Annotated in this window: 18 protein-coding genes; 10 read left to right on the top strand and 8 right to left on the bottom strand. The window is 47.7% G+C overall.

What is annotated here, in order from left to right:
- Positions 1-354: 354 nt before the first annotated feature.
- Positions 355-579 (bottom strand): KTSC domain-containing protein, encoded by a 225-nt coding sequence (locus tag E5S67_RS05800; RefSeq protein WP_172186115.1) that lies wholly within the window; start codon positions 577-579, stop codon positions 355-357.
- 159 nt (positions 580-738) lie between these two features.
- Between E5S67_RS05800 and E5S67_RS05795 the strand changes: the two genes are divergently transcribed.
- From E5S67_RS05795 to E5S67_RS05755, 9 genes are all read left to right on the top strand, one after another.
- Positions 739-1,329, top strand: coding sequence for a chromophore lyase CpcT/CpeT (locus tag E5S67_RS05795; protein WP_172186114.1), 591 nt, complete (start codon positions 739-741; stop codon positions 1,327-1,329).
- A gap of 110 nt (positions 1,330-1,439) precedes the next feature.
- On the top strand, positions 1,440-2,588 hold the full coding sequence (locus E5S67_RS05790) for an NAD-dependent epimerase/dehydratase family protein (RefSeq protein ID WP_172186113.1): 1,149 nt from the start codon (positions 1,440-1,442) through the stop codon (positions 2,586-2,588).
- A gap of 554 nt (positions 2,589-3,142) precedes the next feature.
- A complete protein-coding gene (locus E5S67_RS05785; RefSeq protein WP_172186112.1) occupies positions 3,143-3,781 on the top strand; it encodes a DUF4291 domain-containing protein in 639 nt (212 codons plus the stop codon).
- Between the two features lie 10 nt (positions 3,782-3,791).
- On the top strand, positions 3,792-4,925 hold the full coding sequence (locus E5S67_RS05780) for a glycosyltransferase family 4 protein (protein ID WP_172186111.1): 1,134 nt from the start codon (positions 3,792-3,794) through the stop codon (positions 4,923-4,925).
- Between the two features lie 578 nt (positions 4,926-5,503).
- Positions 5,504-8,209, top strand: coding sequence for a GAF domain-containing protein (locus E5S67_RS05775; protein WP_172186110.1), 2,706 nt, complete (start codon positions 5,504-5,506; stop codon positions 8,207-8,209).
- A 116-nt stretch (positions 8,210-8,325) separates the two neighbouring features.
- The gene (locus E5S67_RS05770) at positions 8,326-9,468 is read left to right on the top strand and encodes a sensor histidine kinase (RefSeq protein ID WP_172186109.1); all 1,143 of its coding nucleotides are present in this window, start codon (positions 8,326-8,328) and stop codon (positions 9,466-9,468) included.
- A gap of 150 nt (positions 9,469-9,618) precedes the next feature.
- On the top strand, positions 9,619-10,446 hold the full coding sequence (locus tag E5S67_RS05765) for a GUN4 domain-containing protein (protein ID WP_172186108.1): 828 nt from the start codon (positions 9,619-9,621) through the stop codon (positions 10,444-10,446).
- 723 nt (positions 10,447-11,169) lie between these two features.
- The gene (locus tag E5S67_RS05760; RefSeq protein WP_172186107.1) at positions 11,170-11,760 is read left to right on the top strand and encodes a YdcF family protein; all 591 of its coding nucleotides are present in this window, start codon (positions 11,170-11,172) and stop codon (positions 11,758-11,760) included.
- A 171-nt stretch (positions 11,761-11,931) separates the two neighbouring features.
- Positions 11,932-12,477 carry a GAF domain-containing protein gene (locus tag E5S67_RS05755; RefSeq protein WP_172186106.1) on the top strand — a complete coding sequence of 182 codons (546 nt, stop codon included), beginning with the start codon at positions 11,932-11,934 and terminating at the stop codon, positions 12,475-12,477.
- Between the two features lie 264 nt (positions 12,478-12,741).
- On the opposite strand, the gene E5S67_RS05750 is transcribed toward E5S67_RS05755, so the two are convergent.
- The 7 genes from E5S67_RS05750 to plsX form a co-directional block, all read right to left on the bottom strand.
- The gene (locus E5S67_RS05750; RefSeq protein WP_172186105.1) at positions 12,742-13,275 is read right to left on the bottom strand and encodes a hypothetical protein; all 534 of its coding nucleotides are present in this window, start codon (positions 13,273-13,275) and stop codon (positions 12,742-12,744) included.
- 154 nt (positions 13,276-13,429) lie between these two features.
- Complete coding sequence (locus tag E5S67_RS05745) at positions 13,430-14,068, bottom strand: 1-acylglycerol-3-phosphate O-acyltransferase (RefSeq protein WP_172186104.1); 639 nt, start codon at positions 14,066-14,068, stop codon at positions 13,430-13,432.
- Between the two features lie 192 nt (positions 14,069-14,260).
- Complete coding sequence (locus tag E5S67_RS05740; RefSeq protein ID WP_172186103.1) at positions 14,261-15,202, bottom strand: phosphate ABC transporter substrate-binding protein; 942 nt, start codon at positions 15,200-15,202, stop codon at positions 14,261-14,263.
- 10 nt (positions 15,203-15,212) lie between these two features.
- Entirely contained in the window at positions 15,213-15,926 is a 714-nt protein-coding gene (locus E5S67_RS05735) for a PspA/IM30 family protein (protein ID WP_172186102.1), read from the bottom strand.
- Between the two features lie 527 nt (positions 15,927-16,453).
- Positions 16,454-17,335 carry an ACP S-malonyltransferase gene (fabD, locus tag E5S67_RS05730; RefSeq protein WP_172186101.1) on the bottom strand — a complete coding sequence of 294 codons (882 nt, stop codon included), beginning with the start codon at positions 17,333-17,335 and terminating at the stop codon, positions 16,454-16,456.
- Between the two features lie 405 nt (positions 17,336-17,740).
- Positions 17,741-18,742, bottom strand: a complete 1,002-nt coding sequence (locus E5S67_RS05725) for a beta-ketoacyl-ACP synthase III (protein ID WP_172186100.1) — start codon at positions 18,740-18,742, stop codon at positions 17,741-17,743.
- Between the two features lie 163 nt (positions 18,743-18,905).
- Positions 18,906-19,955 carry a phosphate acyltransferase PlsX gene (gene plsX, locus E5S67_RS05720; protein WP_172186099.1) on the bottom strand — a complete coding sequence of 350 codons (1,050 nt, stop codon included), beginning with the start codon at positions 19,953-19,955 and terminating at the stop codon, positions 18,906-18,908.
- Between the two features lie 356 nt (positions 19,956-20,311).
- Here plsX and E5S67_RS05715 point away from each other — a divergent pair, with 356 nt between their 5' ends.
- Complete coding sequence (locus E5S67_RS05715) at positions 20,312-21,646, top strand: D-alanyl-D-alanine carboxypeptidase (RefSeq protein ID WP_172186098.1); 1,335 nt, start codon at positions 20,312-20,314, stop codon at positions 21,644-21,646.
- Positions 21,647-21,683: the final 37 nt, after the last annotated feature.

Here is a 21,683-nt window from a genome sequence, read left to right as displayed (position 1 = left end):
CCCACTGATTAAAAAATTATTTATGCTGGTAACTCATTGTCAAGTTTTTGATTTTCCCAAGTTATATATGTATAACTTTTTTGTTGAAAAAACTGAATTAATACCAACTTAATCATGATTAGTGAAGCCCGATTAATTTGCAACTGATTTAGGATTGCTATATGATTGCTGTCTGTTATTGTCAATACGCACCTAAACCTAGTCCGTTGATGCCTGTTCCGAGTGCTCGTGTTTCGATCGACTCGTTTGGAGCAGATGAGGCAGCTTATCAGCAATATCTTGAGAATAACGCTAAATCTGAGGTTTATTCGCCTTGAAAATGAGAAGTATCCCAAGCCTAGATTAAGGCCGTACTTATCGTCGCCGTTTCTTTACTTGTTCGTAGGGAAAGCAGTCAATAACGTTAGATAGCATATAACTACCTTTGGAGTCTGATGCTATCAGTTCTAGATAGACATTATTCGGGACTTCAAAATATCGATATGTCTTCCCGCTATTGAAAACAACTTCGAGGGTAGACGTTGTTTCGTCATAACCTACAGCTTCGATCGTGCTGGATTCGACTGGTTGTAGTTTCATTATTGACTGATAAGTAAGCCCACCATAAAAAAACATAATACTCAGATCCCCGAATTCTGGAAAAAGTCGGGTATCTCATGCGCTATCGCACCTGAATTTCCCCTAAAATAACTTCTACTCCCTCAATCCAAAATCTAAAATCTAAAATCTAAAATCGAAATGACTCATTCCACCGATATCGTCACCCTCGGCCGCTGGATGGCCGCCGATTTCAGCAACCAAGCCCAAGCCTTTGAAAATCCGCCCTTTTTCGCCCACATCCGCGTCTGCATGAGACCTTTGCCCGTCGAAGTTCTGGATGGGCTCAGCTTGTACCTAGAACAAGCCTACGATATTGAACTGAATGTACCGTACCGAGTCCGAGTTTTAAAATTAGTCCCGGTGGGCGATCGAATCGACATCGAAAATTATGCCATAGAAAACGAAGAACAATTCTACGGCGCTTCCCGCGACCCGCAACGGCTGCAAGAAATCAAAAAAGCACAACTGACACTGCTCCCGGGCTGCACCTTTATTACGCAGTGGACGGGCAACAGCTTCAAAGGGTTTGTCGAACCCGGAAAAGGCTGTGCCGTGGTCAGAAAGGGCAAAAAAACTTATCTAGACAGCGAATTCGAGATTGACCAAGACAAATTTATTAGCCACGATCGCGGACGCGACCCAGAAACCGACGCCCACGTCTGGGGAGCCCAGGCCGGCCCCTTTGAATTCACGCGCCGGGCCAGTTTCGCCGACGAAATTCAGGTTTAATCTAAAAAAACAGAGTCCCTCCTAGGCAAACACGCTTGATTAAAGGTTCAGAATGTACCATTACCTGGTACATTAACCCAGTATTGGCAAGCAAGATTCACCGTTGATTTATGAAAGTCCTGGTTATTGGTGGCGATGGCTATTGCGGTTGGGCAACCGCACTCTACCTTTCTAACAAGGGTTACGAAGTTGGCATCCTCGACAGCTTCGTGCGGCGGCACTGGGATCTGGAACTGTGCAGCGACACCCTCACTCCCATCGCACCGATTCAGCAACGACTCCAGCGATGGCAAGATTTAACGGGCAAGTCGATCGACTTGTTCGTCGGTGACATCACCAACTACGATTTTCTCAGCAAAAGCATGAGAAAATTTGCACCAGAGGCGATCGTCCATTTTGGCGAACAGCGTTCTGCCCCCTTCTCGATGATCGATCGCGAACACGCAGTCCTCACCCAAGTCAATAACGTCGTCGGGACACTCAACCTGCTGTACGCCATCCGCGAAGATTTCCCCGACTGTCACCTAGTGAAATTGGGGACAATGGGCGAATACGGCACGCCGAATATTGATATTGAAGAAGGCTACATCACGATCGAACACAACGGCCGCAAGGATACACTACCCTATCCCAAACAACCAGGCAGTTTCTACCACCTGTCAAAAGTCCACGACTCCCACAACATCCATTTTGCTTGCAAAATCTGGGGTTTAAGAGCCACCGACTTAAATCAGGGCGTCGTCTACGGCGTGCTCACAGATGAAACCGGCATGGACGAACTGTTGATCAACCGTTTGGACTACGACGGAGTATTCGGTACAGCCTTGAACAGATTTTGCATCCAAGCAGCGATCGGTCATCCTCTGACAGTTTACGGAACTGGCGGACAAACCCGCAGTTTCTTAGACATTCGGGATACCGTGCGGTGCGTGGAATTGGCGATCGCCAACCCCGCCGAAGCCGGACAATTCCGCGTCTTCAACCAATTCACCGAACAATTCAGCGTCGGCGACTTAGCCTCATTGGTGCAAAAAGCAGGCACGGCAATGGGATTAAAAGTAGAAATCAACAACATCGAAAATCCCAGAGTCGAGAAAGAAGAACATTATTTCAATGCCAAAAACACCAACTTGCTAGACCTCGGCTTGCAACCGCACTACCTCTCAGATTCCCTGCTCGATTCTCTGCTGAATTTTGCCACAAAATATCAGCACCGCGTCGATAAAAATCAGATTTTGCCGAAGGTTTCTTGGAAGTAAGTTCTGGTATCTACCTGCGGGGTAAGAGATTTTTTAACGAACCGCGAAGGCGCGAAGGGCGCGAAGTAAGATAAAAAAAGGGAAGAGAGGAGAAATGTTTGCAAGTTCTGAATCAATTTCGGTGTAGATTACTTTTTTCATATCTATCTTTTTTATTTTTTGCTCTGTGTTCTCTGCGTCCTCTGCGCTTAATTGAAAAATGGCATAAGGTTTTTAATGCTGGCTTTTTGGGCATAAAGCCGTGAAAAGTCGAATTCTTATTCGGTTGCTTTTGATTGTTCTGCCCGGGTTTTTAGCGAGTGCAGTTTGTGCTTATTATTTAATACCGAAATGGGCTGCACTAACGGCGAGCAATCAAAATTACCGCGCCCGTTAGCTAAGCGCCTTCTGCTGGGGAAAAAGAAATCTTAATTGCTAAAACTGCACAGGAAATTCACAGAATTAATTGCTTTGCCGAAGGTGTGGGATTACTTGTTGGTGGGATAATTGTATCTATTGGAATTCACGGAGTTTGTACCTTACCGTTAGAAAAATATCGATCGTAATTAGTGGGAATGAATCTGCGAACCGAACCATACTTAAACCAAACAAGTAAATGGCCGAAAACAGGTCGTCACATTCTGGCACAATTTGACGAAAATACCGTTGTAGTGTACCAAGCTTACCGTCCGGCGATCGGTCTTTTTGCAGCGGAACAAGGTTATTTCGGTGGGGAATTTAGTCTGAATCGCATGAGTTGGATTAAGCCCAATTTTCTGTGGATGATGTATCGATCGGAATGGGGAACAAAACCCGGACAAGAAGTAATTCTGGCTATTTGGCTGAAGCGATCGGCTTTTGACGAAATTTTAGCATCCGCTGTCTATTCTAAGTTCGTTCCAGCAGTGTATGGCAGCGAAAAATCATGGCAACAAGCTGTTAAAAATTCGACTGTACGGCTGCAATGGGACCCGGATCATCACCCAAGTGGAGCAAAACTGGAACGGCGGGCAATTCAACTGGGTTTGCGCGGCAGTGTTTTAGCCAGTTACGCGCGAGAATGGATTGTTAACATCGAGGATATTTCAGAATTCGTGCAGCAACAGCATCAATATAAAGGAGGCGACAGCTCGCAATTACTTACCCCCTGCGAGACATTGTATCCTGTTACCGACCCCGACATCTCCCAGAAACTACGATTATCGGTTTCCTAAACAATTTACTATGAAAATAGCTCTTTTTACTGAAACTTTTCTGCCGAAAATAGACGGCATTGTCACCAGACTGATTCACACTGTAGATCAATTGCAGCGCGCGGGCGAACAAGTTCTGATATTTTCTCCAGATTATGGGATTAAAGAATACAAAGGCGCCCGAATTTATGGTGTGGAGGGTTTGCCTTTGCCGATGTACCCGGAACTGAAAATGGCACTTCCTTCTCCGGCTGTCGGTCGCCAATTACAGCAGTTTAAACCGGATATTATTCACGTTGTCAATCCCGCTATTTTGGGATTGGGCGGTATATATTACGGCAAAAAGTTGAACATTCCGATTTTGGCTTCTTACCACACCCATTTGCCGAAATATTTGCACCATTACGGTTTTGGAGTCCTCGAACCTTTATTGTGGGAATTGCTCAAAGGTGCCCACAATCAAGCAGAACTGAATTTGTGTACTTCTACAGCAATGGTGGAAGAACTCAGAAACCACGGGATCGATCGGGTAGATTTGTGGCAGCGGGGCGTAGATACTGAAATGTTTGTCCCCGAATTGGCCAGTCGAGAAATGCGATCGCGCCTTTCGGAAAATAACCCCGACAGTCCCCTGCTGCTGTACGTCGGCCGCCTCGGTGCAGAAAAAGAAATCGAACGCATCAAACCAGTCCTCGCAGCGATTCCCGACGCCCGCCTCGCCCTAGTCGGAGACGGCCCGCATCGCCAAACCCTCGAACAATATTTTGCCGGCACCCCTACTAATTTTGTCGGCTACCTCAAGGGGCAAGAACTCGCAACAGCTTACGCATCGGCCGACGCCTTCATTTTTCCCTCCCGCACCGAAACCTTGGGGTTAGTGCTCCTAGAAGCAATGGCTGCGGGGACGCCCGTAGTGGCGGCGCGCAGCGGCGGAATTCCCGATATCGTCACCGACGGCGTTAACGGATATTTATTTGACCCCGCCGACGAAGGAGGATCTCTGGCCGCCACCCAGCGTCTGTTTGCGAATCCCGAAGAACGGGAAACCCTGCGCCAAAACGCTCGCCGAGAAGCCGAACGCTGGGGTTGGGCAGCCGCCACCGCACAACTGCAGCGCTACTATCAATCGGTGGTATTTGCCCAGTCTATGCCCAGAGCGGCCTAAATCTCAGCATCTGTAGCACCTTTAAACCTCACCGACTGTTTAGCTTCGCTGTTCGATCGTCAGTGGGTAGCGGGGACGGATCTCCTCAAAGAGCGATATAACTTTTTTGCTGCATAAATTACCGTAGCTATCGTGGTGTTGCGTTTACCATTAAACTATGAGTAGCTCTGTAGGAATGCCTTGCGCGCTGATTTCATAGCGCCCTTCACCTAACCGGATACGGTCGCCGAGTGCGCTAAAACAGTCACACCGCGCAGCAGCCGAGCACAGAGGGTCAAATCTACATTGCACTCTCGATCGAACGAAAGCTTGGGAGCTAATTTTCAGGCTAGCAGTGTTCCGAACTCAAGTTCAGCTTTAATTGACGAACCCTCATCATTATCGAGGTTGTAAAAAAGATTGATCGAGCATATGTAACAAAAACAGAAGTTGCCTGCGCCACTGTTGAGCTCACGATTCATCAAAGCGACAAGCGACTGTCGGCGCGTTTCCAAACAACTTAAATCGTTTGTACCGCAGCAGAATCAAGCGCCGATCGACCTGCGGGTCAGTCTACCCCTCTGAGAAAGCAGTTAATCATGACATTCTCCAATGCTGGTAGCGTTCTGGCTACACTGACTCAAGTCAATTTTATGGGGGCATTGACCTCCCGTGTTAAGAGCCTGCCAGTTCCTGAATTAGTGTGCCTGCTGGACTTTATCACGGCTGAATTTCAGCAATTTATCCGGGCGATGGACCTGATTAACAATGAAGCACTCGAAACTCTCTTAGAGCAACTGTTAGATGCCTTCACTGTCAAAATTGGTCAAATTTTGCAAGCAGACCGGACAACAATTTTTTTGGTTGACTCCAACAAAAATCAACTGTGGCACAAAACAGTCGATGCACTTGGCGAAGATTTAGAAGTTCGTTTGCCGATGGATGCAGGCATTTTAGGCTACGTAGCAACAACCGGAAAATCGATAAATGTCGCGTCGGCTCGATCGCACGAGCATTTTAATTCCGAAGTAGACGAACCACCGGGCTACCAGATCGAGACCATTCTCTGTATGCCGATTTTTAGCAGCAAGAGCCAACACGAACCCGTAGCGGTGGTCAGACTGTTAAATAAAGCTGGCAATGTCCCCTTTAGCGAGGAAGACGAAGAGCAGTTCCAGGCTTTTGCAGATTCGATCGGGATTATTCTCGAAAGCTGTCAGTCTTTCTACGTCGTGGCCCGCAACCAGCGAGGGGTTGCCGCACTGTTGAGAGCGACGACCACTTTGGGTCAAAGTCTTGACTTGGAAACAACTTTGCGCGCTGTCATGGATCAAGCTCGCGACTTGATGCAGGCCGATCGCAGCACGCTATTTTTGTTAAATCGGGAAACTAACGAACTCTGGACAAAAGTCGCCAAGGCCGACGGCAAAACGATGGTGGAAATCCGCATTCCTGCTAATAAGGGAATTGCTGGTTACGTGGCTTCGACCGGTCAACCTCTAAATATTACAGATGCTTACGACGATCCCCGCTTTGACCCCTCTACAGACCAGCAAACCGGATACCGCACTCGGACTGTCTTGTGTATGCCGGTGCATAACGCTAAAGGTGAGCTGATCGGGGTGACTCAGCTAATTAATAAGAACCAAGGTACTTTCACCACTTCCGACGAAGAGTTTTTGCGAGCTTTTAATTCCCAAGCAGGAATGGCGCTGCAAAATTCTCAACTGTTTCAGAACGTGATGGTGGAAAAGCAGTATCAAAAAGATATGCTGCAAAGTCTTTCCGATGCAGTAATTTCCACGGATTTACAGGGGCGAGTTGTAACGATTAACGAAGCGGCGCTGGAATTGTTGGGCTGTCCGGTAAATCAAGCTAAAAGCAAACACAATCCCCAGATTTGGGAAGAAAAACTGATCGACCGCTATGTTTGGGAAGTTGTGCCGATCGATAATTTGCAATTTCGACTCGAAGACAGTCTCCACAATGCTGCCAGACATTACGTTCCCGAACAAAGTTTAACAGTGGGACTGTTGGTGGAAAAAACCTGTTGTTCCGCAGAAACAGCAGCAGCAAAAACAGAAGAAGAAATAGGAGAAGAAACTTACATTTTGGCTGTGCCCGATCGCACTGACCCGAATTTATATTACGCTTGGGGCGAAAACAGCGCCTGGACTGAAGAAGTAGCGCTGGCAGAATTAGCTAATTCCCAATCTCTATTTTCGCTGCCCAATGCAGCCCGGTATCACCCTTATTGTCCGCTGCCCCTCCCGGCCTCTCGAATTAAAGTAATTGAACGCAGTTTGAATTTGACTGTCAACCCGCTGATCAATCCAGAAGGCGGCGTGCGCGGCGGTTTAGTGGTACTCGAAGACATCAGCCGCGAAAAGCGGATGAAAAATACGATGTACCGCTACCTGACTCCTGGAGTCGTAGATAAAGTGATGGCTTTGGGCGAAGGTACCCTGATGGTAGGCGAACGCAAAGAAGTTACTATTTTATTTTCCGACATTCGCGGCTACACCACACTCACCGAAAATCTGGGAGCGTCGGAGGTGGTATCGCTGCTGAACGAGTATTTTGAGACGATGGTGGAGGCCGTTTTCCATCACGAAGGAACTTTAGACAAGTTTATCGGCGATGCTTTAATGGCCGTGTTCGGCGCGCCGCTGCCGCTGAATCCCCCGGAAAGTCACGGTTGGATGGCGGTGCAGTCGGCTTTAGATATGCGCAGGCGTTTGAAAGAGTTTAATGATTCTCGCCCCGGCGAAGATCCGTTTCGTTTCGGAATTGGGATTAGTTCTGGAGAAGTGGTTTCGGGAAATATTGGTTCCCAAAAGCGGATGGATTACACGGTAATCGGGGATGCGGTGAATTTGAGCTCGCGATTGGAACAGCTTACAAAAGAGTACGGCTGCGATATCATTTTGAGCGAATTTACATACAGTTTATGCCGCGAAGGGATTTGGGTGCGAGAGTTGGACAAGGTGCGGGTTAAGGGCCAAAATCAGCCGGTGGGTATTTACGAGTTGCTGCAAAATACTTCTGAACCCATTGATGGGGAAACCGTTCGGTTTTTGGAACTTTACAGCAACGGTAGGGATGCTTATATTGCTAGAAATTTTCATAAAGCTATTAGTTGTTTTGAAGCGGCTTTAGCGATACGACCTAGCGATCGACCTGTGGAAGTTCACATCGAGCGCTCCCTCAGGTATTTGGAAATACCTCCGCCCGAGGATTGGGACGGGGTTCATACTATGACAATAAAGTACGATATGATATCACACCCGAGTGACAAAATGTAAAAAGATTACATATTTTTTTATATCTTCCTTATGACAGAGTTAACAAGTGGAAAAATGTGAAAACATAAATCCGATGCACGATTAAAGTTAGTATTTATTTCCAGGCTAACAATTAAATGACTTATTTATCTGTTCCAAATGCCACAAAAGCCGATCGGATTCTGGTAGTAGATGACGCACCAGATAATGTTTTGTTGGTGCAGACAATCCTGGAAGAAGAAGGTTACGAAATTAGCACGGCCGAAAACGGCTTTTCTGCCTTGAGCCAAATTGACAAGTCAGCCCCGGATTTGGTACTGCTAGACGTGATGATGCCGGGGATGGACGGTTACGAAGTCACCAAGCGAATCAGACAAAATAAGGAATTGCCCTTTATCCCGATTTTGCTGATCACGGCTCACGACAGTGCGAGCGTAGTCCAGGGATTGGACATGGGAGCAGACGATTTCATCCGCAAACCAGTCGAAATGGATGAACTGCTGGCGAGGGTACGATCGCTCCTGCGGCTAAAACACAGCGTAGACGAGCGCAATTCGATCGCCCTCCAGCGCGAAGATTTTGTCTCCAGGCTCGCTCACGACTTGCGGACGCCCCTCGTAGCAGCCGATCGAATGCTAAGTTTGATGCAGCAGGGAGCTTTAGGAGAAATTTCGCTTCCCATGCGCGACGCTTTCGGGACGATGGTTCGCAGCAACCAAAACCTGATCGCGATGGTAAATATGTTGCTGGAAGTCTACCGCTACGAAGCAGGCCGCAAATCCCTAAGTTTCGCTCCCGTGGACTTGCGCCAGCTCATTAATGAAGTAGCTGAAGAACTCTCTCCCCTAGCGGATGCTAAAGGTTTGTCCGTAAATTTAGACTTGACAGAAAGTGCAGAAAGTGCTCCGATTGCGAAGTATCCGGGCGATCGTCTGGAGCTGCACCGCTTGCTAACAAATTTAATCGGAAATGCGATTAAATTCACCGACAGCGGCTCAATAGATGTCCGCTTAAAAGCTGCCAATTCACCTGCTTATACTAGCTTCAAAAACCAACCGCTGGCATGGGTGATCATAGAAATCCAAGACACCGGCGCAGGCATTTCTCCCACGGAAAAAGCAAAGTTATTTGAAAGGTTTGGGCCGGGAACTCACAAGAAATCCGGTACAGGTTTGGGACTGCACCTCTGCCGCCAAATAGTCGAAGCTCACCGCGGTACGATCGAGGTAAAATCAGAGTTGGGCAAAGGCAGTTTGTTTACTATTCGCTTGCCTTGTTAGAGCGGTATAAGTAACTCTAACTTGGCGCGAAATGCCCACATTACCGCTTATAATTAACTCAAATTGTAGGGTGCAACCTAAGCATATACTCGAATTATCGTTAATTTACCGGATGTCAGATAATTACTTGGCAACCGAATTTATGGCAATATGTCTAACTGTCCAGTGTGCGGTACTGAATACATAGAAACACCAGAGTTTTGCTCGATTTGCGGCTGGGATTTGACTCCCTACCCGCAACGTGCTAAGCCTTCCAAAACTTATTTAAAAAAAGAAGAAGTTAGATTGCAGTGGGCAAAAAAAATGTGGGAATTGGCCCGCAATCAACAAAATTGGTTAGCTAAATTTGATGAGTTGCAGGGGGAATTGCAGCAAGGTGCGATCGCCCGCACGTACCTTCAATCTCAGTTAGAATGGGTTCTGTACCGCCTCGAACAACTAAATCCCGAATTGATTGTCAGCACTCTACTGCGACTGGAAGACAAAATCGGCGCCATACCTGACTCAACTCCGGCAATTTCCGAAGTTGGAATGGACTACCGACAACTGACAAAGCTATTAGAAACCGGAAAATGGCGCAAAGCTGACGAACATACTTGGGAAATCTTGCTGCAAATAGCTGTCAGGGAAGACGAAGGCTGGCTGAGTGCAGCCGATATTGACAGTTTTCCTCCTACAGACCTTCGCACGATCGACCAACTTTGGCAACAATACAGCAGCGGGCGGTTCGGGTTGAGCGTGCAGCAGCAGATTTGGGAAAGTACCGAGGCAAATTATACTGAATTTTGCGATCGAGTCGGCTGGCGAGTCAAGGAAAATTGGAAATATTACAGCGAGCTCTCCTTCAACGAAGATGCTCCCCCCGGACATCTCCCTGTCACCGCATGGAGGCAGCGCGCCTGTTACGGTGCTGGTAAACTCACCGCAGCAGAAAACTTTGCCCGCATCGCTGCGAAACTGGCAACTGGCGATCGGTAATCGTCCAAAATAAAAAATTCAAAATCGACATTAACTGCTATAATCAAAACGGTTTAGCAACTGGGGCTGTGGCTCAGATGGATAGAGCAAGCGCCTCCTGAAGAATCGGGCACCCTGCGAGGAAACTCTAGGAGTGAATGTGGTCAAATTTGGTGAAACCTAAAGAGTTCGTGGGTTCCTATGACTCTAAGGCAATACCAAGCCAAGCCTGATTTCAGGGCGATCGAACAATCGCCTATATTGAAATCAGGAAGGTTTAGAGACTAGACGGTCACCACCTAAAAGCTGCAAGCATATGGTGAAGGTATAGTCCAGAGAGTGGGGAAACTCACACAAATCTGAAGCGCTAGGCCGCCGGTTCGAACCCGGCCAGTCCCGTTAAAAATCAAGAAAAATTAAAAGCAGGAGGGGGAAGCTTTGTTTTGCCCCTCTTTTTTGCATATCCGCTAATGAATTCGCCCAAGAACGAATACTTGCTTGAAGACGAGGACTTATGCAGAACCTCTCTCTCTAGAGTCCATCTGAAATCTAAAATCTAAAATCACCTGTTTAAGCCCCACCACAAGCGTAGAGTCAATCTAAAATCTAAAATCTAAAATCTAAAATCTATGATCCCCCGACCCTTTTTTAAATTTTAATTTTTAATTCCTGTTAGTGGGCTATACGTGCGGTATTTTTTGTTATTGTTCCTTTGTGAGTTACATAAAATTTTTATAGGTTTAGATGTGGTTAAAAATCAATTCAAACACGCAGCGTTACAAGCGTTTGAACACTTCACGCAGTTTTTGGTTCCTAGTAGGGCTTTTGATCGCGTGCTGGTTTGGCTATCAGCAGGTTAAGAGCGAATTTCAGAGACCCCAAGCTTTGTTAGTTCTAGGTGGGGCTACGGAGCGAGAGGTGTTTGCCGCCAAATTTGCTCAGAAGTATCCTGAATTGCCGATTTGGGTGTCGTCTGGGAGCAATCCGGAGTTCGCGGAATGGGTGTTTTCAGAAGCGGGAATTGAGTCCGATCGCCTGCACTTAGACTACAGAGCGGTGGATACGGTAACAAATTTTACCACCCTGGTAGATGAATTGAAAGCTAGAGGGATTGAGAGCGTGTATCTGATCACTTCTGACGATCATATGCGGCGAGCTCAGATTATCGGCGAAATCGTGCTCGGCAGTCGAGGCATTAGCTTTAAGCCTGTGGCAGTTCCGTCTGGGCGAACCCCCGAACCGGTGGAAAAAGCTGTTCGCGACGGCGCTAGAGCTATTCTTTGGCTGACAACCGGTTATACGGGTGCTAACTTCAGCCAAGCCAGAATTGAATAAACAAAGGAAAGCATTGAGCAAGTTTTAAATTTTTTCCCATTCCCTCTGGTTTTAAAACTTGTCTTCTATAGCGATTTAAGGCACCGGGAAGACGCTGATGACCAATGGCTAACAGAAGAGAATAGAACCAGTAGTTTAAAATCAGTAGATGAACTTCAATAGCTAAAGTTAATGACCGACCAAATTCTGCCGCAAGTTCTGGAGCAAATTTTGAGTGACAGCAAAAGTGCGGATGCTGTTTTTTCGGCTTTGGTGCCGGCTTTAGGCGAGGTGTTAAATTGCGATCGGGTCTTTCTCTACCTCCGCAATCCTGAAACCCAAACTGGCCGAGTACCTTACTGCTGGCGTCGCAACTCGAACATTCCAGAGGTTTGGGACGCAGAATGGAAAAAAGAACCGGAATCTTTAGGGGAAGAAGACCCTTTGTTTGCAGCAGCTTTGCGAACTGAACCTTCGATTTTTGTTGAGGATGTTGAAACAGCGAATCCTGAAGTTGTCAACAAAGATTTTGAGGCAAAAAATTTCGGACATCGAGCTTTGATTCACGCTCACCTTTGTTCTGACGGCTTATTGTGGGGGGTTTTGCAGCCTTGTATGTTCGATCGCCCCAGAGTTTGGACTGACTTTGAAGGCCAAGTTATCGCAGCAGTTACAGAAAAAATTTCGCCTTTAGCTGTCGCTTATGTCACCGCCTCAGCATCAAAAGATCAGCCATAAAAATCAATAATTTACTTGTAGGGAGCGGATGGGCAATGAATGAATGTCAACTTAAGACTAAAACTACGTCTAGATGGGGTTTTAGCCGAATCTCAATCCCCTTCCCGGTAGAACAAATACCGTTTCCGATCCCCCCTTTTTTAGTTAGGGGGGATCGATGCGCTAATTTTCACACAAAATTCGGGAACTAAATTTGAGCTAATTGTTATCACCAATGGTGAGGTGTGCATCGCCCTAGGGATAGACTTGGTGCACAATTCTTGTTTAAAAAACGCCCCAATTTTGAATGCCCCGACTGCTGAAAATCCCTTGAGCACGACTAATATCATCCTCAGCGCCATCTACTACCACCAAATAATCGCCGGCGCGCAGGCGATCTGTGTAAATTCTAGCTGTTTCTTCGGGAATTCCCAAGTCAGTCAATGCCTTCACCACTCCACCGAAAGTCGCAGCCGCAACGCCAGTGCTTGCTACGGTAGCCACCAGTGAGGCGCCGAAAGTCCCCGCTGCAATCATCGGCCCGATTCCGGGAATAGCTAAACTTCCGAGGCCCACTAGCAAGGTGGCTAAAGCACTATTTGTCAGAGTGTCTCCTACCACTCCTGCTCCTGTGTCTAGATTTTTATCGCCCACCTGAGCGATCGTTTCAGTCTCGCCTACAGACTCGCCTGCATCCCTGGCAACAACCGAAACTTTATCCATTGGAAACCCGGAAGATTTCAATTCTGTCAGAGCTTGCTCGGCATCTTCGCGGTTAGAAAACAATCCCAACGCGCGGGTTTGATTGCTTGTTACCATATGTTTCTTCTTATCTCCTGTCTAATTAAACTCTAATTCAAGCCTAATTATTGCGCTTGTTTTCAATCACTTATATTGATATTTTTCGGTTTTTATCTTTAGCATTCATCTATCTGTAGATATAACCTGAAAAACAGCAACAAAAGTTATAAAATCAGCGGCCCAAATCGTGCATCGCATTTATCTCGATCGCACATCTTTGAGTCAGCGCTTCCAACTCCTCGCGATCCGACGAACCGGGCGCTTCAATTAGCTTGCCAATTCGCACAGTCAGCGGCACCGGACGCGGCATTCCCGAACCTTTCGACGAAATCGCGTGAGTTCCCCACAAACTAACAGGCAACAGCGGCGCTTTTGCCTTGGCAGCTATCAGCGCAGCACCTAATTTCGGTTCAGTAATTCTGCCGTCTGGCGTGCGAGTTCCCTGCAGAAATACACCCGTCGCCCATCCCTTTTCCAAAGAGTTGATAGCCGATCTAATTGCACTGCGATCGGCACTTTCCCGCTTCACTGGATAAGCACCGTAAAGCGTAATTGCCTGCTTCAAAATAGGAACTTTAAATAACTCTTCCTTTGCCATAAATGCGACGGGCCGCCTCATGCAATTAGACAAAATCGGCGGGTCAAAATCGCTGGCGTGATTGCTGACTACCACCAGCGGCCCTTCTGTCGGAACATTTTCTGCACCGTAGATACGGCCCCGAAAGTACAGGTGCAGCATCGGGCTGACAATTGACCATTTGAATAAATAGTAGAGAAGTAAACTTTCGACTGGTTCGCGACTTTTGCTCACAGAAAACCTGAGATTTTAAATTACACCGAATATTAGCCTATCAGTTCAGCAATGACAAAGGAATAGTATTTTGAGGTTTGTAGGGTGCACACCTTATCCAGCCCAATAAGAAAGTCCGCCTGCGCGGACATCACTTGTGTAGAGCCCGACAGAAGTCTTGCCAACTCCTGAATTTCGGACGTTTGCAAAGGCTCAATTTCCGGCCAGCATGGCTTTCTGTCCTTCCGAAGAAGTCGCGTAGCCCAAGAAATCCTTAACTGCTTGGTTAGGAGGATTTTTGTAGGCGTAGTACAACTGCCGCTTGTAAGGATAGTTACCAGCATCCGGCGTCGCACCGTTGACGGCAACAACGCGCACTGTTTTCTGATTGACTACTTGAGCGAAAGTCGCATAGCCAATACCGTTGTTGCCTAAAGTTTGCAGCAGGGGAGTTGTCGCATCTCGATCGAGCGTGGTAATATTTGGCGCCGTGCCAAAATTAGCGCCAGAGAGGACTTGTTCTTTAAACGTTTGGTGAGTGCCGCTAACTGCCGGTCTGTTAATTACTTTAATCGGGCCCGCCAGGCCGCCGACTTTCGACCAGTCTTGAGTATTTCCCTTAAAGATATCTTGAACTTGAGCGGAAGTTAAACCTCCTTTAAACGGGTTGTTAATCCCGACTACGAGGGCGATCGTATCTAGGGCAACAGGCACCGCTGCCAAACCCTGACCTTGTTCTTGAGCCGTCAAAGGCTGCGATACCGCAGCAAGATCGGCTGTTCCTGCGACCAAATCTTGAATTCCCTTTGCAGAACCGTTAGCTTTGGAATCCACTCTAGTGCCAGGAAACTTGGCTTGAAAGCCATTCTTAAGGTTGAGGTTGATTGTCACCATACTGGTAGAACCTTGAATCCTGACAGTCGTACCCGCAGGAACAGAAGCTGGAAGCGCAAAGGAACTAGCTGCAACAGGCGAAGCGCCGCCGACTACTGGCGCGACGGGAAGTGGGACAATATCGCCTGCAGGTGCGGGAGTGGAGGGATGGTTACTAACATCTTGCGACGCTGGTTTGTTGAGAAAAAAGAACCAGCCACCACCGGCTAGCAAGAGAAATAACAGGATAAAAACTATGGGGGGAGGCCCGCTCTTAGCCATAAAATTGTCCTTAGCTGGGAAGTTCTTTGTTGTTGGAGTCGTCTAACATTTGTAGCCTGCGATTAACTTCATCGTCTAAGGTCATATTTTCTAATTCTGCCTGAAGTCTTTCTTGGGGATTCTCAGATATTTCTGCTAAAGCTTGTTGTTTGAGGTTGCGGCCGTGGACGGCGTTTTTGGCTTGCTCAAACTGCGATCGAGCTGAATCGATACTGAGGTCGTTGTTGACTTTGGATATGGCTCCGAGGGCTTCGTTAATTTCGGCCATATCTTTCATATTTTGCATATCGGTTTTGTAGGCTTCCAGCTTCATCCGCTCTCGATTTAGCTTGTCTTTGGAAGCGTTGACGTACTGTTCCGCTTGTTTTACTTGGGATTCTAATTGCGGCAGGATTTGTTCTGTCTGAATTACCTTCGCCATTGCCAAGCGGGCTGCTTCTTCGTTGCCGTGGCGCTTGGCTGTGATGGCTTGGCGCTCTACGGTTTGCATTTCCCTAACTTTTTGTTCATATTTTGTTTTGGCGCGCTGGTAGGCTGCAACTTGGGTAGAGACTGCTGCTGCTAGCTTTTGAACTGATTCTTGCATCGATCGCAGCGACTCTTCGGCTACCGCCACCGACACCTTGCCGCCAGATTCTACGGGCAGTCCCCACATCCAGTTCCAAGCACCTACTATGGTTCTGCCTGCCTTGTCGCCCATCAACCAGTAAAGGACTTTTTTCATATAAATACCAGATAAGCTTGGTTTTTACGCCCAGTTTACATCAGGATTTGTCGATCGCCCCGTCAATCGATTTTAGATTTGAGATTTGAGATTTTAGATTAAAGAATTGAAGCATTGACAAGGTCCAAAAACGGATACGCTGCCACGTACTTAAGTCGTGGAAAGATAAAAATTTTAGACCCGAGTTCAAGCTCCCAGATTTATCTGTGGCGTAAATCTCAAATCTCAAATCTCAAATCTCAAATCGACTGACCCCACGGATAAATTCGGGGGCTCCTTTATCGGATACAGGTTTTTTATTTCTGCACGGATGAATCCGGGGGCTTGTATCCTGGATGCTTTCGGTCAGGTCGATCGATTTCTCGATTTTTGATAAAGATTTTCTAGCTGTCTGGATCGTCTATCCCCAAGTTGCACAACAGGCAATATTCAGATTTGTCTGTTGTGCTATTTATTTTTCGGCACTCTTCGGGCCAATTAACTCTAAATTTTATAACCCTGCCGTTTAATAACAGGCTAAAAATAGATTAAGCGGGCAAATCTGCAACACTACTAACATTTACCAGCGTTAAATCCGGACAAGTCCGTTTGATCAAACCTGTGAGAACTTTGCCCGGGCCAATTTCCACTACGCGATCGATTCCTTGTTGCGGCAATTGCAGGGAAATTTCTCGCCACCGCACGCCTTTAGTCATCTGCTGAGTCAACCGCTGCTTTAAAGTGGCTGCGCTGGTAGTCGCTGATGGTTCTGAGTTCGAGAGCACCAGCATTTTAGCATCGGAAAACCTTGCAGACTTTAAGGCTAGTTGAAACTCTGCTGCCACTGATGCCATTAGGGGAGAGTGAAACGCACCGGAAACATTCAATTTAACGGCGCGTTTGACTTTGATTTTGGCAAGCAAATCTTCTACTGCTGCGGGCGTTCCAGAAATCACGACTTGTGCTTCGCTGTTGTCGTTTGCCAGCACTACGTCTCGGCTGTATTGAATTTGCAGTTCTAGTTCCTGCCTGTCGAACCCGATCAAAGCCACCATCTGGCCGCCGGAGGCAGTGTCCATGAGTTCGGCGCGGCGTTTGACTAAGCGCAATCCTGTTTCAAAGTCAAAAACGCCTGCTGCGTAGAGGGCAACGTATTCTCCTAAACTGTGACCGGCAACGACCGCTGGTCGATCGCTTTTTTCTCGCATTAAGTCGGTCAAAATACTTTCTACTACGAACAAACAAGGCTGAGTGTAGAGAGTCCGAGATAGTTTTGCTTCTTCTTTTTGGCAAACTTCCGGGACAGACCAGCCTAAAATTTCTTTAGCGAGCTCAAATTTGGCTTTGGCTGTTGGCAAGTTTAATAAGTCTGCACCCATCCCGATCGCCTGGGAACCTTGTCCGGGAAATACCCATGCTGTTTTAGTCATTTTTCCGGTAATCTGCTAATTGGTGGTTGCTAATTGGTGATTGCAAAAATTCTTTGTTTCCCGCTTCTAAGTTCGCTTGCTGGTATCCGCTATCTTTCGGTTAACGAACTCTCTACTCGCGACTCACAATTATAACATAATAGTTGCGCTTTTTACGAGTTTTATATTTTTTTTGCTACTTGAATCAGATTAATAGCCGTAAGAAAATTTTGCACCTTCAAGCCAGGGGAAGTCGATCGAAGAATAGAGGATTTTCAATCTCAGGGCGCGCTTGTCAAGAACTCCTGCCCCGAGAGTGTACGGCTGCGCACCTTGCCCTATGTATGGCGTGTTCAAGGATTTGTATTTTGCAAGGGTCGAACTCCCGACAATAACCGGAGCAAGTTTACAGCCTGCCGCCAAATATTACCTTCCCCATTTAAAAATCGCCGCCCCCCAAGTCAAACCTGCACCGAAACCAGCAGCAGCAATAGTATCGCCCGCTTTAACTTTACCCAGACGCACGGCTTCGTCTAAGGCAAGGGGAATTGAAGCGGCTGAGGTATTGCCGTAATTCGCCAAATTGCTGATTACTTTTTCGGGGGGAATCTTTAGCCTTTGGGCAACTGCATCGAGAATCCGCTGATTGGCTTGGTGCAACAACAGCCAGTCAATTTCTGCAGCGCTAATATTTGCCCGAAACATAGCTTTTTCTATGACTTCCGGCACTTTTCTCACGGCAAAGCGATAGATTTCTTGACCGTTCATTGTGATGGGTTCAAATCCGCCAATTCCGACGCTGACGCCCTCAATTAATTCTTTTGACTCGGCTTTGTAAGGCAAATTGAGAGACGAATTTTGTGTGCCGTCGCTGCGAATTTCAAATCCCAAAAAGGAATCGATTTCTGAAGCTTGCAATACCACCGCACCTGCACCGTCTCCAAATAGAATGCAAGTACCCCGATCCGACCAATTCACCCAGCGAGATAAAATATCTGCTCCGATCAGCAAAACATTTTGATAAACCCCTGTCCTAATGAACTGCGAGGCTGTAACTAAACCAAAAACAAAGCCCGAACAAGCTGCTGTCAAATCAAAAGCCACAGCTTTTGTCGCGCCCAATTGATATTGAATTTTACTGGCGGTGCCAAACAAATCGTCAGGACTGGAAGTCGCCAAAATAATTAAATCGATATCTGTCGGCGAAATTTCTGCCATTGCGATCGCCTGAAGCGATGCCTCGGACGCTAAATCGCACAAAGAAGTGCGATCGTCCGCCAGCCTGCGGGAGCGAATTCCCGTCCGCGCGCCAATCCACTCGTCAGAAGTTTCTACTATCTGACTCAAACCGTTATTATCCAGCGAAACCTGCGGTGTACAAGAACCGCTACCCGTGACGGCAATGCCGAACCCTGATTGCTGCAACATTCCTCTCCATTTATGAGCGATCGATCGAGAAATTAAAAATTAAAAACTACCAATTAAAATTATTTTTTAAACTGCTGAAATTACTTTTTTTTAAGCAAAACAGTTGGTTTAAGCTGACATTTTTAATTTTACATTTTTAATTTTTAATTCCTACTTACTGCCTCTAATTCACAGCTTCTTGTTCCAGAGCGCTTTGCTGATTGGACGATCGAATTCGCTCCAGCACTTGGTTGTCAATAGCCTCCTTCGCCAAACGAATGGCATTAAAAATCGAGGCTGCTTGAGACGAACCGTGGCTGATAATGCAAACTCCAGCAACGCCCAACAGCAAACCGCCGCCGTGTTCAACGTGGTCTACCCGCTGCTTAAAGCCCTTGAGGCTTTCTTGCAGGAGGGGAGCGCTAATTTGATTTTTGAGTCCGGCCGCCAATTCTTCCTTAAGCACTTGCACCACGACTTCGCCCACCGCTTCGGCAAACTTCAACAACACGTTGCCGACAAACCCGTCGCAGACAATTACGTCGAAGTTCCCCGACAGCACGTCGCGGCCTTCGGCATTGCCCACAAAAGGAATGTTAGGGTTGTCCACCAATAACTGGTGGGTTCGCACGGCTGCGTCGTTGCCTTTAGAAGGTTCTTCGCCAATGTTGAGCAGGCCGATTTTAGGTTCGGCGACGCCCAGCACGCACTGGCTGTAAATAGTTCCCATAAGAGCGAACTGCTCCAAAAATTTGGGGCGGCAGTCCACATTAGCGCCGACATCGAGAATGAGTACAGAGCTGCCCGGTACCATTGTCGGCAAAACCGCACCGATCGCAGGGCGATCGATGCCGGGGAGCCGGCCCAACCTGAGCAGGGCAGCAGCCATTGCCGCGCCGGAGTGACCGGCGGACACCACAGCATCAGCTTGCTGCTGCTTTACCAAGTTCATCGCTACGTTAATCGAAGCGTTGGGCTTGCGTTTGAGGGCACTCAAAGGTTCTTCGTGCATTTCCACCGCTCCTTCAGAAGGAACGATTTCTAGCTGACCTGTAGAGACGCGGCCGATCGCGTCTTGTTGCCGGAGCGAGTCTTCTATTTGCTGCGGGTCGCCCACGAGCAAAATCTCTACGCCTAATTCTTCTTGTGCCTTAAGCGCTCCAGCTACAACTTCGGCGGGGGCATGATCCCCACCCATAGCGTCTATTGCAATTCTTGCGCGTGTCGATCCCATTGACCAATGTTTGAGAAACACTAAAAATTCTACCAGGAAGTCAGGAGCGTGAATCCAGAAGTCTGAATAAAGAACTAAAATCCGCTCGCGCCCGATCGGACAATTCTCATTTCCGACTACTCTGATAGAGCTTGTTTTGTCACTACTTTACTATTTTTGCCTGCAAATTGAAAAAATCAATGAAATAGTTTACATGACCGCAAGCACTTTAGTCCGGGAACCCCGGATTCATCCGTGGAGCGAGAAAAAAGCTCCCCATCCTCATCACTTGCCCCCGGATTTATCAGTGGGAGCGCTTTCTTCAATCTGAAATCTAAAATCTAAAATCTAAAATCGATTGACTTTAGGAGTAAAAAATGCTGGATTTATTTAGCTCAGGGATGATGTCTCTGTGGCTGGACATGGCTGGGGTAGGCACTGCCGCGCCTAATGCTGCGTCAGTGCTGGCTTGGCGGGGAGGAATACCCGGGTTAGTGGTGGCCGAAGATTTGGCTTTTGGGGGAATAAGTGCGGCAAATCCAGACTTGCCCGCAGAAGCGACGGTGCGGGAATATTTAAAAGACTTAAAAGACAAGAACCTGATTGATGGGAATCAGGGAATTTGGGTGCAAGCGGGAATGGTGCCGCTGGTAAGTCAGCAGGGGACAGTGCTGATGCCTGGGGCTTCGCTGACTAAGATTGCGACTTCTCTGGCGTCGCTGGAGACTTGGGGCGCGGATTATCAGTTTGAAACGCGGTTCCGAGCAACCGGGCCGATTAGCAATGGTGTATTGGAGGGAGATTTGGTGGTCAGCGGCGGGGGCGATCCGCTGTTTGTGTGGGAGGAGGCGATCGCCGTGGGCAATGCTCTCAATCAAATGGGTATCGATCGCGTGGCGGGCAATTTGGTGGTGACAGGCAATTTTCGCATGAACTACCAGTCCGATCCTTTGGCTGCGGGGGAGATACTTCGACAGGCCCTCGACGGTCGCAGTTGGCCTCAGGACGTGGTGGCAATGTATTCTAAGATGGCTCCGGGAACTAGAAAGCCGCAAGTAACGGTGGCCGGCAGCGTCATTGCTGAGAAATTTGTGACTTCTGGTCATTTGCTCCTGAAGCGCCGATCGCTCCCTTTAGCCGAAATTCTCAAGCAGATGAACGTCCACAGCGATAATGAAATGGCTCAGATGCTGGCCGACGATTTGGGCGGGGCAAAGATAGTGCAGCAGCAAGCGACTTGGGCGGCGGGGGTGCCGGAGGAGGAACTTCAATTGGTTAACGGTTCGGGATTGGGAGTGGAAAATCAGATGTCTCCGAGGGCGGCTTGTGGGATGATGCAGGCGATCGCCCGCAACCTTCAGACTACTGGGCTGACGATTGCTGACTTGTTTCCGGTGTCCGGGCGCGATAAAGGCACTGTAGAACACCGGCACATTCCGCGATCTGCTGTGGTGAAAACAGGTAGTTTGGACACCGTGATTGCTTTGGCTGGAGCCATACCCACGCGCGATCGGGGTTTAGTGTGGTTTGCAATTATTAATCGCGGCACTGATTGGGACTCTTTGAGAGAACAGCAAGATATATTTTTGCAAAAATTGGTGCAGCAGTGGGGAACTGCATTGACTTTGCCACTAGCAATTACACCGCACATTGACGGCGGCAGACCTGCCTTGGGGGCAGCAAATCGCAGCGATATTTTGCTGGGAGGTTAAGAAATAGGGGTTGAGTTGGGGTTCGCAGAAAGACGAC

This window comes from Microcoleus asticus IPMA8, from assembly GCF_013179805.1.
Taxonomy (GTDB): Bacteria; Cyanobacteriota; Cyanobacteriia; order Cyanobacteriales; family Microcoleaceae; genus Microcoleus; species Microcoleus asticus.
This window is presented reverse-complemented; position numbering and strand designations above follow the sequence as displayed.

Excerpts from the sequence above, each read along its gene's own strand:
- E5S67_RS05800 (WP_172186115.1), bottom strand. The coding sequence starts at position 579 with ATGAAACTACAACCAGTCGAATCCAGCACGATCGAAGCTGTAGGTTAT.
- E5S67_RS05795 (WP_172186114.1), top strand. The coding sequence starts at position 739 with ATGACTCATTCCACCGATATCGTCACCCTCGGCCGCTGGATGGCCGCC.
- E5S67_RS05790 (WP_172186113.1), top strand. The coding sequence starts at position 1,440 with ATGAAAGTCCTGGTTATTGGTGGCGATGGCTATTGCGGTTGGGCAACC.
- E5S67_RS05785 (WP_172186112.1), top strand. The coding sequence starts at position 3,143 with ATGAATCTGCGAACCGAACCATACTTAAACCAAACAAGTAAATGGCCG.
- E5S67_RS05780 (WP_172186111.1), top strand. The coding sequence starts at position 3,792 with ATGAAAATAGCTCTTTTTACTGAAACTTTTCTGCCGAAAATAGACGGC.
- E5S67_RS05775 (WP_172186110.1), top strand. The coding sequence starts at position 5,504 with ATGACATTCTCCAATGCTGGTAGCGTTCTGGCTACACTGACTCAAGTC.
- E5S67_RS05770 (WP_172186109.1), top strand. The coding sequence starts at position 8,326 with ATGACTTATTTATCTGTTCCAAATGCCACAAAAGCCGATCGGATTCTG.
- E5S67_RS05765 (WP_172186108.1), top strand. The coding sequence starts at position 9,619 with ATGTCTAACTGTCCAGTGTGCGGTACTGAATACATAGAAACACCAGAG.
- E5S67_RS05760 (WP_172186107.1), top strand. The coding sequence starts at position 11,170 with ATGTGGTTAAAAATCAATTCAAACACGCAGCGTTACAAGCGTTTGAAC.
- E5S67_RS05755 (WP_172186106.1), top strand. The coding sequence starts at position 11,932 with ATGACCGACCAAATTCTGCCGCAAGTTCTGGAGCAAATTTTGAGTGAC.
- E5S67_RS05750 (WP_172186105.1), bottom strand. The coding sequence starts at position 13,275 with ATGGTAACAAGCAATCAAACCCGCGCGTTGGGATTGTTTTCTAACCGC.
- E5S67_RS05740 (WP_172186103.1), bottom strand. The coding sequence starts at position 15,202 with ATGGCTAAGAGCGGGCCTCCCCCCATAGTTTTTATCCTGTTATTTCTC.
- E5S67_RS05735 (WP_172186102.1), bottom strand. The coding sequence starts at position 15,926 with ATGAAAAAAGTCCTTTACTGGTTGATGGGCGACAAGGCAGGCAGAACC.
- fabD (WP_172186101.1), bottom strand. The coding sequence starts at position 17,335 with ATGACTAAAACAGCATGGGTATTTCCCGGACAAGGTTCCCAGGCGATC.
- E5S67_RS05725 (WP_172186100.1), bottom strand. The coding sequence starts at position 18,742 with ATGTTGCAGCAATCAGGGTTCGGCATTGCCGTCACGGGTAGCGGTTCT.
- plsX (WP_172186099.1), bottom strand. The coding sequence starts at position 19,955 with ATGGGATCGACACGCGCAAGAATTGCAATAGACGCTATGGGTGGGGAT.
- E5S67_RS05715 (WP_172186098.1), top strand. The coding sequence starts at position 20,312 with ATGCTGGATTTATTTAGCTCAGGGATGATGTCTCTGTGGCTGGACATG.